Origin of the sequence: Mycolicibacterium duvalii (genome assembly GCF_010726645.1) — a bacterium.
Classification (GTDB): Bacteria; Actinomycetota; Actinomycetes; order Mycobacteriales; family Mycobacteriaceae; genus Mycobacterium; species Mycobacterium duvalii.
The window spans coordinates 415,307-429,011 of the sequence record NZ_AP022563.1 but is presented as its reverse complement, the minus strand read 5'-3'; the positions used below and the strand labels follow the sequence as shown (position 1 = coordinate 429,011).

The 13,705-nt window shown below is 68.6% G+C and carries 14 protein-coding genes; 5 read left to right on the top strand and 9 right to left on the bottom strand.

Annotation, left to right across the window (positions count from 1 at the left end):
* Nucleotides 1–27 precede the first annotated feature (27 nt).
* Entirely contained in the window at nt 28–735 is a 708-nt protein-coding gene (locus G6N31_RS02085; protein ID WP_098004842.1) for an IclR family transcriptional regulator, read from the top strand.
* A 29-nt stretch (nt 736–764) separates the two neighbouring features.
* Nucleotides 765–2,381, top strand: a complete 1,617-nt coding sequence (locus G6N31_RS02080; RefSeq protein ID WP_098004841.1) for an FAD-dependent oxidoreductase — start codon at nt 765–767, stop codon at nt 2,379–2,381.
* A 6-nt stretch (nt 2,382–2,387) separates the two neighbouring features.
* Here the strand turns inward: G6N31_RS02080 and G6N31_RS02075 are convergent, their stop codons facing one another.
* Nucleotides 2,388–3,257, bottom strand: coding sequence for an ArgK/MeaB family GTPase (locus G6N31_RS02075; RefSeq protein ID WP_098004840.1), 870 nt, complete (start codon nt 3,255–3,257; stop codon nt 2,388–2,390).
* Nucleotides 3,258–3,365: 108 nt separating this feature from the next.
* Between G6N31_RS02075 and G6N31_RS02070 the strand changes: the two genes are divergently transcribed.
* Nucleotides 3,366–4,130, top strand: a complete 765-nt coding sequence (locus G6N31_RS02070; protein WP_098004839.1) for an SDR family NAD(P)-dependent oxidoreductase — start codon at nt 3,366–3,368, stop codon at nt 4,128–4,130.
* A gap of 20 nt (nt 4,131–4,150) precedes the next feature.
* Nucleotides 4,151–4,876: an SDR family NAD(P)-dependent oxidoreductase gene (locus tag G6N31_RS02065; RefSeq protein WP_420091041.1), complete on the top strand. Its 726-nt coding sequence runs from the start codon at nt 4,151–4,153 to the stop codon at nt 4,874–4,876.
* 62 nt (nt 4,877–4,938) lie between these two features.
* Here G6N31_RS02065 and G6N31_RS02060 read toward each other — a convergent pair whose 3' ends face one another.
* From G6N31_RS02060 to G6N31_RS02045, 4 genes are read right to left on the bottom strand one after another with little or no spacing between them, the layout of a single operon-like run.
* Nucleotides 4,939–5,703, bottom strand: a complete 765-nt coding sequence (locus G6N31_RS02060; RefSeq protein ID WP_098004837.1) for an enoyl-CoA hydratase/isomerase family protein — start codon at nt 5,701–5,703, stop codon at nt 4,939–4,941.
* A gap of 41 nt (nt 5,704–5,744) precedes the next feature.
* Nucleotides 5,745–6,827 carry an acyl-CoA dehydrogenase family protein gene (locus G6N31_RS02055; protein WP_098004836.1) on the bottom strand — a complete coding sequence of 361 codons (1,083 nt, stop codon included), beginning with the start codon at nt 6,825–6,827 and terminating at the stop codon, nt 5,745–5,747.
* On the bottom strand, nt 6,814–7,629 hold the full coding sequence (locus tag G6N31_RS02050) for an acyl-CoA dehydrogenase family protein (protein WP_098004835.1): 816 nt from the start codon (nt 7,627–7,629) through the stop codon (nt 6,814–6,816). Before G6N31_RS02050 ends, G6N31_RS02055 begins: the two co-directional genes overlap by 14 nt.
* Nucleotides 7,607–9,040, bottom strand: coding sequence for a class I adenylate-forming enzyme family protein (locus tag G6N31_RS02045; RefSeq protein WP_098004834.1), 1,434 nt, complete (start codon nt 9,038–9,040; stop codon nt 7,607–7,609). Before G6N31_RS02045 ends, G6N31_RS02050 begins: the two co-directional genes overlap by 23 nt.
* A 117-nt stretch (nt 9,041–9,157) precedes the next feature.
* Between G6N31_RS02045 and G6N31_RS02040 the strand changes: the two genes are divergently transcribed.
* Nucleotides 9,158–9,490 carry a 2Fe-2S iron-sulfur cluster-binding protein gene (locus tag G6N31_RS02040; protein ID WP_098004833.1) on the top strand — a complete coding sequence of 111 codons (333 nt, stop codon included), beginning with the start codon at nt 9,158–9,160 and terminating at the stop codon, nt 9,488–9,490.
* On the opposite strand, the gene G6N31_RS02035 is transcribed toward G6N31_RS02040, so the two are convergent.
* The 4 genes from G6N31_RS02035 to G6N31_RS02020 form a co-directional block, all read right to left on the bottom strand.
* Nucleotides 9,478–10,485, bottom strand: coding sequence for a CaiB/BaiF CoA transferase family protein (locus tag G6N31_RS02035; protein ID WP_234815419.1), 1,008 nt, complete (start codon nt 10,483–10,485; stop codon nt 9,478–9,480). The genes G6N31_RS02040 and G6N31_RS02035 overlap by 13 nt on opposite strands.
* Nucleotides 10,486–10,597: 112 nt before the next feature.
* Nucleotides 10,598–11,554 (bottom strand): LLM class F420-dependent oxidoreductase, encoded by a 957-nt coding sequence (locus G6N31_RS02030; protein ID WP_098004874.1) that lies wholly within the window; start codon nt 11,552–11,554, stop codon nt 10,598–10,600.
* Between the two features lie 88 nt (nt 11,555–11,642).
* Nucleotides 11,643–12,065, bottom strand: coding sequence for a cobalamin B12-binding domain-containing protein (locus tag G6N31_RS02025; RefSeq protein ID WP_098004831.1), 423 nt, complete (start codon nt 12,063–12,065; stop codon nt 11,643–11,645).
* 2 nt (nt 12,066–12,067) lie between these two features.
* Entirely contained in the window at nt 12,068–13,657 is a 1,590-nt protein-coding gene (locus G6N31_RS02020; RefSeq protein WP_098004830.1) for a methylmalonyl-CoA mutase family protein, read from the bottom strand.
* Nucleotides 13,658–13,705: the final 48 nt, after the last annotated feature.

The window sequence follows — 13,705 nt, the reverse complement described above, 5'->3', positions numbered from 1 at the left end:
CGCAGGGTTCTGTCAAGGAAGGTCCGCATGACTCGACCGCCCGCCGATTCGGCGCCCGTCGGCAGCGGCGCGCCCGGATCGCAGACGCTCGCGCGCGGGCTCAGCGCCCTTCAGCTGGTCGCCAGCTCCCCCACCGGACTGACCGTCGCCCAGGTCGCCGACGACATCGGCGTCCACCGGACGATCGCCTACCGGCTGCTCAGCACGCTGGCTCAGTTCCGTTTCGTCGCCAAAGGCGAGGACGGGCGCTACCGCTCCGCGGCGGCCCTGGCCGTGCTGGGCGCATCGTTCGACAACAACGTCCGGCAACTGTGCGTGCCGACGCTGCGCAGCCTGGCCGACGAGCTGGGCGCGACGGTGTCGTTGCTGGTGGCCGAGGGCGACCAGCAGGTCGCCGTGGCGGTGATGGTGCCGTCCAACGTCTATTACCAACTCTCGTTCCACGAGGGCAGCCGCTACCCGCTCGATCGCGGCGCGGCCGGCATCGCACTGCTGGCAAGCATCCCGCCCCGCCCTGGAGAGCGCGACCTCGTCGGTCAGACCCGCCAGCAGGGCTGGGTGATCACCCATGGCGAAATCGAGCCGAACACATACGGTTTGGCCGTGCCGGTACGACGCCGGCCACCGTCGCCGCCGACGTGCATCAACCTGATCTCGCACCGCGAGGACGTCGTCGAACGTGGCCGCGATGCCGTCATCCGGGCCGCCGCCGAGTTGGCGGCGGTGCTGTCCTGACCACCGATCCTCGAAGGAAGGAGACACCGGTGACCGACTGGGACCACGAGGTCGACGTCGTCGTGCTCGGCAGCGGAGCAGCGGGGCTGACCGCCGCGCTCACCGCCGCCGTACACGGCGCCTCGGTCGAGGTGTACGAGAAGGCGCCCACGGTCGGCGGTACCAGCGCGGTGTCGGGCGGCATCGTGTGGATCCCAGCCCACAACCGCTGCGCCGACGGTGAACTGACCGTCGAGGATGCGCTGGCCTACCTGCAGGCGCAGTCGCTGGGCGTGATGGACGACGATCTGGTGGAGACGTTCGTGCGCAGCGGTGCGCCGATGCTGGACTTCGTCGAGGCGCACAGCGAGCTTCAGTTCGAGGTCGCCGACGGCTTCCCGGACTACAAGCCCGAGCTGCCCGGCGGCCGGCCCGGCGGCGGCCGGTCGCTGAACACCAAGCCCTTCGACCTGTCCCGGCTCGGTCCGTGGCGGGACCGCATCACCTCGTTTCCGGCGGATTTCAGCAACGTCGGCATCGACGCCGAGACCCGCGCCCGTATCCACGCCTCGGTCGACGACGACTCCGGTGACTACTGCGTAGCGGGCACCTCGCTGATCGCGGGTCTGCTCAAGGGTCTGCTGGACGCGGGCGTCACCCCGCACACCGAGGCCCGCGCGACCGAGTTGTTCGCCGATGCGCTCGGCGTCACCGGGGTACGAATCGAGCAGGGCGGCACCGAGATCCGGGTGCGGGCGCGCCGCGCGGTGATCCTGGGCACCGGCGGGTTCGAGTGGGATCCACGGCTGGTGGAGGCCTATCTGCGGGGCCCGATGCGCGGTGCGGTGTCGCCGCCGAACAACACCGGCGACGGGCTGCGCATGGCGATGGCCCACGGCGCGGACCTGGCGAACATGGGTGAGGCCTGGTGGGTGCCCATCGTGCAGATCCCCGGCGACACCTTCGGCGGACATCCCCGCAGCCGCAGCGTTCGACTCGAACGCACCCGGCCGCGCAGCATCATCGTCAACCGGGCGGGGAAGCGATTCGTCAACGAAGCCGGCGAATACAACTCGATGGCCGGGCCATTCCACTACCTGGATCCGAAACTGGGCTACGCCAATGATCCGGCGTGGATCGTCTTCGACTCGCTGCATCTGAAGCACTACGGCTTCCTCGGCGTAGACGCCGAGGGGCCGGTGCCCGAATGGTTCTGCCAGTCTCGCGATCTCGACGAACTCAGTGAGAAGACGGGCATCGATGCCGAGGGTCTGGCCCGCACCCTGGAGGCCTGGAACGCCAACGTGGCCGCCGAGCTCGACCCCGATTTCGGGCGCGGCTCCAGCGCATACGACGGCTACTGGGGAGACACCAACGCCTCCACCACAGCCGGTCAGACGCTCGGCCCGATCGACACGGCGCCGTACTACGCGGTACCGGTGTCCGTCGGCGCGATGGGCACCAAGGGTGGCCCCCGCACCGATCGCGACGGCCGGGTCCTGCACGTCACGGGCACCGCGATCACCGGTCTGTTCGCCGCCGGCAACGCGATGGCCGGCGCGACGGGCAAGGCCTACGGTGGAGCGGGCGGAACCCTGGGTCCCGCCATGGTGTTCGGCTACCGCTCCGGCTGCACCGCCGCCACCGGGCGGTCCGTCGAAAGTTGACGCCGGTCAGCGCTCCCCCGCAATGAGCCGGGCCGCCGCGGAGTAAGGATCCGCGACGCCCTCGGCGACCGACTCGGCGAGCCGATCGAGATCGGCATGCTGGCGCAGCAGCGTCTGGGCCAGCGACAGTATCTGCGCCCGCGCCCGCGCCACGCGGCGCTGCGGGTCGTCGGACCGGTGGCTGGCCTCGATGACGTCGAGCAGTTCGGCGATGCCCTCCCCCTGTGCGGCAATCAGTTTCACGATCGGCGCGGAGGTCTCGGCCCGCAGGTCGCGCACCGTCTGGTCGGCACCCTCGCGGTCGGCCTTGTTGACCGCGACGATGTCGGCGACCTCCAACAGGCCCGCCTTGGCCGCCTGCACCGCATCCCCGGCGCCCGGGTTGAGGACCACCACCGTCGGATCGGCCACCGCAGCGATCTCGATCTCGGACTGCCCGACGCCGACGGTCTCGAGAATAACCAGGTCGTAGCCCAGAGCCGACAGCAACGTGATCGACGCCGGGACGGCCGCTGCCAAGCCGCCGAGATGTCCGCGCGCGGCCACGGAGCGGATCAACACATCGGGGTCGTTGATGTGGGCGGCCATCCGGATCCGGTCACCAAGCAGCGCGCCGCCACTGTAGGGCGACGACGGGTCGACGGCCAGCACGGCGACCCGCTTGCCGCCGGCGCGATAGGCGCCCACCAGGGCGCCCACCGTGGTGGACTTGCCGGCGCCCGGCGGCCCGGTGATCCCGACCACGCGGGCCGGCGTCACCCGGCCCAACGCCGCGAGCACCTCATCCCGTCGCCCGCTCTCCACATAGCTGAGCAGCCGACCGGTGGCCCGGGGCGAGCCGCCGCGGGCTGCGGCGACGAGCTCATCGATGGTCACGCCTGGAACAGTACGCAGCCCGCTCACCTCGTCTTCACCCGTTCCCGCCGTTGCCTGAGAATGCTATTCTCCCTTACCGAGAGTCGGAGTTTCAAGAAGGGTCGTCGCATGCAGATCGCGGGCAGTTCGGCAGTGGTGGTGGGAGGCGCAGGCGGCCTGGGTGAGGCGACGGTCCGGCGCCTACACGATGCGGGCGCCAAGGTGGTGGTCGCCGACCTGGCCGATGAGAAGGGCAAGGAGCTCGAGGAGGAACTCGGGGTGCGTTACGTCCGCACCGACGCCACCTCCGAGGAGTCGGTCAACGAAGCCATCGCCGCAGCGCAATCCCTTGCCCCCCTGCGTATCTCGGTGGACACCCACGGCGGTCCGGCCAGCGGGGGCCGACTGGTCGGCAAGGACGGGTCACCGCTGGACCTGGAGGGCTTCCGGACCACCATCGAGTTCTACCTGACCGCGGTGTTCAACGTCATGCGGCTCTCCGCCGCGGCCATGGCCACCGTTGACCCGCTCGAGGAGGGCGCGCGCGGCGTCATCATCACCACCGCGTCCATCGCCGGTGTCGAGGGCCAGATCGGTCAACTGCCGTACTCGGCGGCCAAGGGCGGGGTGCTGGGCATGACGCTCGTCGCCGCCCGCGATCTGTCACCACTGGGCATCCGGGTGGTCACCATCGCCCCGGGCACCATCAACACGCCCGCCTACGGGAAGGCCGCTGACCAACTCGAGCAGTACTGGGGCCCGCAGGTGCCGTTCCCGAAGCGGATGGGGCGCTCGTCGGAGTACGCACGCCTGGCGCAGAGCATCGTCGAGAACGACTACCTCAACGGCGAGGTGATCCGGCTCGACGGGGCGCTGCGGTTCCCGCCGAAGTGACCCGTCCGCTGGAGGGGCGCGTGGCATTCGTCGCGGGCGCCAGCCGCGGCATCGGCGCGACGATCGCCGAGGCGCTGGCCGGGGCCGGTGCGGCGGTGGCAGTCGCTGCCCGCTCCGAGGTCGAGGGAAAACTACCCGGCACGATCGGCGCGGTGGCGCAACGGATCACCGACGCCGGCGGCCGCGCGCTGCCGGTGCGCTGTGACGTCACCAGCGAGGAATCCGTCGAGGACGCGGTCGCCCGCACCGTTGCGGAGTTCGGCGGCATCGACATCCTGGTGGCCAACGCCGGCGTGCTGTGGATGGGCCCCGTTGAAACCACCCCGCTGCGTCGGTGGCAGCTGTGCCTCGACGTCAACACCACCGGTGTCTTCCTGGTGACCCGAGCCGTCATCCCGCATGTACGCGCCCGCGGCGGCGGGTCACTGATCGCGGTGACGACCACCGGGGTCACGATGACCGACCTTGGCGCGAACGCCTACTGGGTGTCCAAGGCCGCGACCGAACGGCTCTACCTCGGGTTGGCCAACGACCTGAAAGCCGACAACATCGCCGTCAACTGCCTGAGCCCGTCGCGGGTGGTGCTCACCGAGGGTTGGCTGGTCGGCGGTGGCGGGGTCGAGATCCCGCCAGAAATGATCGAACCGCCCGAGGCGATGGGCGCCGCGGCCGTGCTGCTGGCGCAGCAGGACGCCGGCGGCATCACCGGAACCATCCAGCGCTCCGAAGCCCTTGCCGCGGAATAGCATTCCTGGCTGCGTTGACCCGGGCAGGCGCAACCAGGAATGCTATTCCGCGGGGCGGGTGACTACTTCTTGGCGATCAGGCCGTCGACGATGTTGTTGAAGTCCGCGGTACCGAAGGACACGTACTCGGCGAGGTTGGCGTAATCCAGCGACGCCATCACCGACTTCTCCAACTGGATGTTCATCAACCGCTTGGTCGCCTCGACCGCCTGCTGCGGCAGCTCGATCATCTTCTTCGCGCAGGCGATGGCCTCGCCGAGCGGATCGTCCACCACGTGGTTGGCCAGCCCGAGCTCGACGGCGCGCTGGGCTTTGATCCGCACGCCGGTCAACGCGAACTCCTTGGCCTGCAACAGGCTGATCTGTGAGCCCCACACCAAAGGCCCGCCGTCGGCGGCCACCAGTCCGATCGACACGTGCGGATCGGCGAAGAATGCGTTGTCGGCGATGTAGACCACATCGGACAGCGCGGCCAGGCTGCACCCCAGGCCGACGGCGGGGCCGTTGACCGCGGCGATCACCGGGATGCGGCAGCGCACCATGCCGATCACCAGGTCGCGGCCGTGCTTGATGGTCTTCTGGCGCAGGGCCTCGTCGTTGCGCAGCTCGTCGAGATAGTTGAAGTCACCGCCGGCGGAGAAGGCACGACCGGCGCCGGTGATGACCGCGGCGCGGGCGCCGGCGTCCTCGTTGAGTTCCTCCCAGATCTTGGCCAGCCCGACGTGCAGGTTGTCGTTGACCGCGTTGAGGTCGTCGGGCCGGTTCAGCGTGATGATGCGTAGCGCACCGTCGGCCTGTACGTCGATTTCTTCTGGCATGCCATACATCTGGGCTCCTTTGCTCTCCGCGCAAGCGCTCATCGCCGGCCTCACAATCCGAGGATTCGTTGCGCGATGATGTTCTTCTGGATCTGCGACGTGCCGCCCATGACGCTTTGCGCGCGGCTGTACATGTAGGCCCCGAACATATCCTCGTCACCGGTGCCGACGGTTTTCAGGGCCGCGTGACCGACCGACTGCTCGGTCCAGGTCATCAGGAGCTTGTCCAGCGAACCGTCGGGCCCGTGCGTGATGCCGTCGAGCTGCTCGGAAAGCCTGCGTCGCACGTGCAGACGCAGCATCTCGGTCTGCACCCAGGCCCAGGACAGCTCCTCCGGCGGCGTGCCCTCCACCCGGGACGCCAACTGCCGCACGGTCTTTCCGTATCGCGCCGAGAATCCGAGTGTCGACGGCTCACGTTCGTGGCTGACGACCGTCATCGCCAGTTTCCAGCCCTCCCCCGGGGCGCCGACCATGTTCTCGGCGGGCACGCGGGCGCCGTCGAAGCTGACCTGGCCGAATTCCCTGGTGACGCCGCTGATCATCTTCAGCGGGCGCTGCTCGATGCCCGGTTGATGCATGCTGACGATGAACGCCGAGATGCCCTTGTGTTTGGGCACATCCTTGTCGGTGCGCGCCAGCACCAGACACCAGTCGGCGACGTCGGAATAGCTGGTCCAGATCTTGTGTCCGGTGATGACGTATTCGTCACCCTCCTGCACAGCGGTCGTGGTCAGCGACGCCAGATCCGATCCCGCTCCGGGTTCCGAGAACCCCTGACACCAGCGCTCGGTGCCGTTGATCATGCCGGGCAGAAAACGCTGCCGAAGTTCCTCGCTGCCATGATGACTCAAACCGACGACGAGGTAGCCCAGGCTCGGCCGCGCGGGCGCGCCGGCTTTGGCGATCTCCTCGTCGACGATCACGTCGTATACCGGCGGCAAGTCCTGGCCGCCGTACGCCTTCGGCCAGGACGTGCCGAAGAAGCCCGCCTCGAACAACGCCTGGTGCCATTCACCGGCCTTGGCCCAGTAAGCGTCCCCGGAGGTGGGGAACTTGCCTTTCTGATCACTCAGCCAGCTGCGCAGCCGCTCCCGGAATGCCGCCTCGTCGGCCGAATCACGAAAGTCCAATGGTCAGCTCCTCCAGCTTCACGGGCCAGGCCTCGGTGGCGGCCAGTACACGTCTCAGATACACATGGGCGAGGCATTCCCAGGTGTTACCGATGCCGCCGTGCACCTGAATCGACGTCTCGCACACGGTCATCGCTGCACGGCAGGTGTAGATCTTGGCGACCCGGCCGGCCTCGACGGCTTCCCCGACCGGCAGTTCGTCGACCGCCCAGGCGGCGTGGCGGGCGACACTGACCGCGCCTTCGATCAGTGCGAGGCTCTCGGCGAGCAGATGGGCGACGGCCTGGTAGGAGCCGATCGTCGCGCCGTACTGGGCGCGCACCTTGGCGTATTCGGTGGCCAGCGCGTGGGTTCCCCGGGCGGCGCCGAGCATGTCGGCCGTGGTCGCGGTCAACGCCAGCGCATACCAACGGCCGGCGTCTTCCTCGGAGAGCTCGGAGAGCTCAGCCGGTGATTCCGTTACGCCGGCAAGACTGTTGGTCAGATCGACGGTCAGCGCCGATGACGACGGGCCGCTGACCGTCCGGCCGAGTCGTCGGGCCAGATCGTCGAGCAGCACGGGACCCAGGAACGGAACGTCGACCAGCCCGCGGCCGAATTCCTCGGCCACCAGAGCGACTTCGACCGCCGACGCGCCGTCGGAACGCAGGGTACGAAATCCGGTGGCGTCCAACGCTTTCTCGAGGCGGACGGTTCTGGCCGTGTCGTCGAGGTCGGCCACGGAGCCGGGCCCCAGGTCGGCAGCCAGTTCTGCGGCGGCGTCGCGCAGCTGTCGTTGCTCACTGGTCAGTCGGACGTCCACAATTTCCTCCGCTCTTCGCGCAAGCGCTCATCACCCGCTCCCGCAACACTCGACGCAGCACCTTGCCCGACGGTAGGCGCGGGATGTCGTCGACGAAAACCACGCGACGGGGTTTCTTATAGGAGGCCAACCGGTCGGCCACCAGCGCGGCCAGCTCCTCCGAGCCGACCGAATCGGCAGACTTGACCGCGGCGACGATGGCCTCACCGTCGGCCGACGGCACCCCGAACACGGCACAGTCCTCGACGCCGGGGTGACCGTGCAGCACCGCCTCGATCTCGGCGGGCGCGACCTGAAATCCCCGCACCTTGATCATCTCCTTGGCGCGGTCGGTGATGCGCAGCCAGCCGTCGGCGTCGAGGGTGCCGACGTCACCGGTGCGGTACCAGCGATCCGAAAACGCTTCCGAGGTCGCCGATTCCGGTAGGTAGCCCCCCATCACCGCTTCGGAGAACACCTGGATCTCACCCTCGGCGTTCGGTCCCAGCGGCTCGCCCGTCTCCAGCGACGCGATGCGCACGGCGACGCCGTCGACCGCGCGCCCGACCGTGTCGAGCCGCGCGCCGTCGAGGTCGTTGCACGCGATGACCGGTAGCTCGCTCGCGCCGTAGGCCGTCACCCATGTCACCCCGGTCCGCGCCGTCACCGCGTGGGCCACGCTCTCGGTGACCGGTGTGGCACACCACATGATGTAGCGCAGCGAACTCAGGTCGTGACGTTCCAGATCGGGATGGGCCGAGAGCGCCAGCGCGATCGGTGCCACCGCCATTTCGATGGTGATTCGGTCGGACTCGATGTGGCGCAGCATCGCGTCGATGTCGAAGCGCCGGTGCAGCCGGATCCAGGCACCGGTGTCGAGCGCCATCACGATGTTGAGCAGTCCCAGAATGTGCGAGGGCGGCGTCATGATCTGCAGCCGGTCCGTCGCGGTCAGCCCCAACGCGTCGCGCCACTGCCGCACCGCCGCAGCCAGCGACGCGTGGGTGTGCCGTACCGCTTTCGGCATGCCGGTGGTGCCCGAACTGAACACCAAGACCGCGTCGGCACCGGGGTCCACCGGTACGTGTGCTGTGTCGCCCGGGGCGACCGGCTCGTCGAGGTGGCGCATCGGCAGCACGTCGGCGAGGACGGGGTGATCCCCCACCGCGTGGGTCGGGGCGGTCAGCGCCACGGCATGATCGACCTCGGCGCGCTTCCACGCCGGACTCAGCAACACCGCGGCAGCGCCCAGCCGCCAGATCGCGCGCAGCGCGACGACGAACTCGGGACGATTCGACGACATGACCGCGACCCGCGACCCCACGCCCACTCCCCGCTGCTGCAGGTCCAGAGCCATGCCCGACGTCAGCGCATCGAGGTCGGCCAGGCTGTACTGCCGATCCTCGAAGGCGAGCGCAATGGGCTCACTCACGTCGCGCGCTTCCTTCCGGCAGGTGGTGGTGTTTTGAGCGAGGGCGAGAAGGGTATCGTTTGTCGGGGAGAATTCTATTCTCCTATTATCAGAATGACAATGTCGGAAGAGGGTCCTATGACCGACCCGCAGGCACCGGGATCGGGGGCTGCAGTGACAGAGCCGGGCGAGGCCCAAGGCACCATCACCATCAAGCTAGACGGCCAGACCGCGTCGGTTTCGACCCGGCCGGGCGAGACGCTGCTGGAGAGCGCCCGCCGCGCCGGGATGGGTCCGCCGTTCTCCTGCGAAGCGGGCAACTGCGGCACCTGCATGGCGCTGGTGACCGACGGCGCCGCGACCATGCGGGTCAACGACGCGCTGACCGAAGACGAGGTCGCCGACGGGTATGTGCTCACCTGCCAGGCCGTTCCGGACACCACGTCGGTGTCGGTCACTTACGACGACTGAGCCGACGCCCCGGCATGCTCATCGAGCGCCGGGGCCGGCCGATACACCGGTTCGTAGCCGTCGATCCGGATCGGGCTGCCGACCAACCTGAAGTCCCCCGCGGTGACCACCGCGTGCGGGGTGGCCTCCAACGCTTCGGGCAACGTGCGAACCGCGGCGGCCGGGATTCCCAGCGGCCGCAGCCGGGCTTCCCAGTGGGTCGCGGTGTCGGCCGACAAAGCCGCGCTGACCACGGCGAGAACCTCGTCGCGCCGGGCTGCCCGTTCGGCCATCGTGGGAAAGCCGTCGATCCCGGCTTCGGCAGCGAAGGCCGCCCAGAACGCATCGTGGGTGACGAACAGCGCAAGGTAACCGTCGGCGGTCGGAAACAGCTGCGCCGGTACGTAATACGAGTGTGCACCGTAGGGGTGCCGCTGTGGCCGCACTCCGTCGTTGAGGTACGCCGCGGCGCGGTAGTTCAGTTGCGAGAGCATCACGTCCTGCAGTGACACGTCGACCTGCCCACCCCGACCGGACACGATCTGGGCCAACAGGCCCAGTGCCGCGGTGAGGCCGGTGGAGTTGTCCGCCGACGAATACCCCGGCAGCGTGGGCGGTCCGTCGGGGTCGCCGGTCATCGCGGCCACCCCGGTGGCGGCCTGGATGACGTAGTCGAAGGCGGGGTCGTCGCCGCCGTTGAGGCCGAACCCGGTCATCGCCACACACACGATGCGCTCGTTGAACTGCTTGAGCGCGTCGTAGGTCAGGCCCAGTCGACGGATCGCCGAGGGCTTCATGTTGACCAGCAGCGCATGGGAATCCGCGACCATCTCGCCGAGCCGGGCCCGGCCTTCCGGAGATCGCAGATCCAGGAGCACGCTCTGCTTGTTGCGGTTGAGGCTGGCGAAGTAGCTGTCGCTGACCTGGCGGGAGATCTCGCCGCCGGGCGGTTCGATCTTGATCACCTCTGCGCCGAGGTCGGCCAGCATCATGGTCGCGTACGGACCGGCCAGCATCACTCCGACTTCGAGGATGCGGATGCCGGCCAGCGGGGCAGACGTCACCGCTGGGCCTGCTGGCTCTTCGCGCAAGCGCTCATCGCACCGCCTTGGCTCTTCGCGCAAGCGCTCATCGCACCGCCTTGGCGAGCTCCGCGATCACCTCGCGCGTGCGGTACTTCGACGCCACGAGTTCGTCTCGTGTCTCACCGATCGGCAACAGCCGGACCGACAGGTCGGTCACGCCCGCGTCGGCGAACTGCCGGAAGCGGCGCAGGATCGACTCTTCGTCACCGGCGGCGCACAGATCCCCCACGTTGCGGGCGTCACCGCGGTCGAGCAACTTCTGGTAGTTCGGCGACGTCTCCGCCTCGGCGAGGATGCGGTTGGCCCGCTCCTTGGCCGCGTCGATCTCGGAATTGGCGCACAGGCACACCGGAATTCCGGCGACGATGCGCGGGGCGGGACGGCCGGCATCGGCCGCGGCTTTGGTGATCTTCGGTGCGATGTGCTCGCCGATCGCCTTCTCGTCGGCCATCCACAGCACGGTGCCGTCGGCCCGTTCCCCCGCGATCTGCAGCATCACCGGCCCCAGCGCGGCGACGAGCACCGGCAGCGGCTGTTCGGCACCCAGGACCGTCGGGTTGTGCACGGTGAACGTGTCGTTCTCGACGTCGACGTCACCGGGCCCGGCCAGCGCGGTATTGAGCACCTCGAGGTAGTCGCGCGTGTAGGCGGCCGGCTTGTCGTAGGGCAGGCCGAGCATGTCGCGCACGATCCAGTGATGCGAGGGGCCCACTCCGAGCGCCAGCCGGCCGCCCGCCATCGCGTGCACCGAAAGCGCCTGGCGCGCCAGCGCGATCGGATGCTGTGCCTGCAACGGCACCACCGCGGTGCCCAACTCGATGCGCGAGGTGTGCGCGGCCATCAGGGCCACCATGGTCAGACAGTCGAAGTCGTTGGGCACCTGTGGCATCCACGCGGTGTCCATACCCGCCGATTCGGCCCACTCGATGTCGGCCACCAGTTTGCTGACCTTGCGCGCCATGTCGCCGCGCTCGGCCCCGATCATCACGCCTAGGCGCATGTCCACTCCTGTTCTTGTGCCGAGAGTGCGGTGGTGGCGGCTGGAGCCGCGATTTTCCGCCCTGGCCGCACGCTCGCCGACAACCGCGTCACTCGGCGTCCACCGTCGCCGTCAGGGCCCGCACGTCCCGCACCAGGTCCTCGAGCGAGGTGCCGGTCGGAAAGACCGCCGCCGCCCCAGCGTCGAGCAGCTTCTGCACATCGCCCTGCGGGATGGTGCCGCCCACCACGACGGCGATGTCCCCGGCGTCGGCCGCGCGCAACGCATCCACGGTTCGGGTGGTCAGCGCGACGTGGGCGCCGGACAGGATCGACAGGCCGACCAGCGCCACGTCCTCCTGCAGCGCGATCGACACGATGTCCTCGATGCGCTGCCGGATGCCGGTGTAGATGACCTCGAAGCCGGCGTCGCGCAGGGTCCGCGCGACGATCTTGGCACCGCGGTCGTGACCGTCGAGACCCGGCTTGGCGACGAGCACGCGGACGGGCCGAGTCTGGGTGGATTCAGCCATGTCTAGAACACCACCGGCTGCTGGAACTCGCCCCATACCGACTTCAATGTCGAAACCATCTCTCCCACCGTGCAATAGGCATTGGCGCAATCGATCAGGTTGTGCATCAAATTCGCGTCACCCTCGGCGGCTCGCGCCAGCGCCGCGAGGCTTTCCTTGACCGCGACGCCGTCGCGCTCGGTCTTGACCTTGGCCAGCCGTTTGAGTTGCTTGTCGCGGCCCTCGGCGTCGAGTTCGTAGGTGGCCAGATCCGGCGGCGGCTCGTCGACGACGAACTTGTTCACCCCGACCACGGGCCGATCGCCCGACTCGACCTCCTGGTGGATCTTGTAGGCCTCGTCGGCGATCAGCCCCTGCAGGTAGCCGTCCTCGATGCAGCGGACCATGCCACCGTGAGTTTCGAGATCGTGCATGATCTCGATGATCTTCTCCTCGGTCGCGTCGGTCAGCGCCTCCACGAAGTAGGAGCCGCCCAGCGGGTCCGCCACCTTCGTCACACCGGTTTCGTAGGCCAGGATCTGCTGCGTGCGCAGCGCCAACGTCGCCGACTCCTCCGACGGCAGCGCGAACGGCTCGTCCCAGGCGGCGGTGAACATCGACTGCACCCCACCCAGCACCGCGGCCATGGCCTCGTAAGCGACTCGCACCAGGTTGTTCTGCGCCTGCGGCGCGTACAGCGATGCCCCGCCGGCCACGCAGCCGAACCGGAACATCGACGCCTTGTCCGTGGTCGCGCCGTAGCGCTCGCGCACGATCGTCGCCCACCGGCGCCGGCCCGCCCGGTACTTCGCGATCTCCTCGAAGAAGTCGCCGTGGGTGTAGAAGAAGAACGAGATCTGCGGCGCGAACTTGTCGATGGTCATCCGGCCACGCTCGACGACGGTGTCGCAGTAGGTCACGCCGTCGGCGAGGGTGAAGGCCATCTCCTGCACCGCGTTGGCGCCGGCGTCGCGGAAGTGCGCCCCGGCCACCGAGATGGCGTTGAACCGCGGCACCTCGGCCGCGCAGAACTCGATGGTGTCGGCGATCAGCCGCAGTGACGGCTCCGGCGGCCAGATCCACGTGCCGCGCGACGCATACTCCTTGAGGATGTCGTTCTGGATGGTGCCGGTCAGCTTCTCCCGCGGCACCCCTTTCTTCTCGGCGGCCGCGACATAGAACGCCAACAGGATCGCCGCGGTCCCGTTGATCGTGAAGCTGGTGCTGATCTGATCAAGCGGAATGCCGTCGAAGAGGATCTCCGCGTCGGCGAGCGTGTCGACCGCCACGCCGACACGTCCGACCTCCTCCCCGTACTCGGGATCATCGGAGTCGTAGCCGCACTGCGTCGGCAGATCCAGGGCGACCGACAGCCCGGTGCCGCCTTGGTCGAGCAGGTACCGGTAGCGGCTGTTGGACTCCTCGGCGGTACCGAATCCCGAGTACTGCCGGAAGGTCCAGGTCTTGCCGCGGTATCCGGAGGCGAAGTTGCCGCGGGTGAACGGGTAGGTCCCCGGCGCGGGCGGGTCTGCGGACCGGTCGTCGGGTCCGTACACAGGCTCCAGCGGAATCCCGGAGGGAGTCTGGACTGGCTGGTCGGCTGGTGGGGTCATCGCTGGATAACGTACTTGCAAAAAATGAGAATGCCAATACCGTCTGAG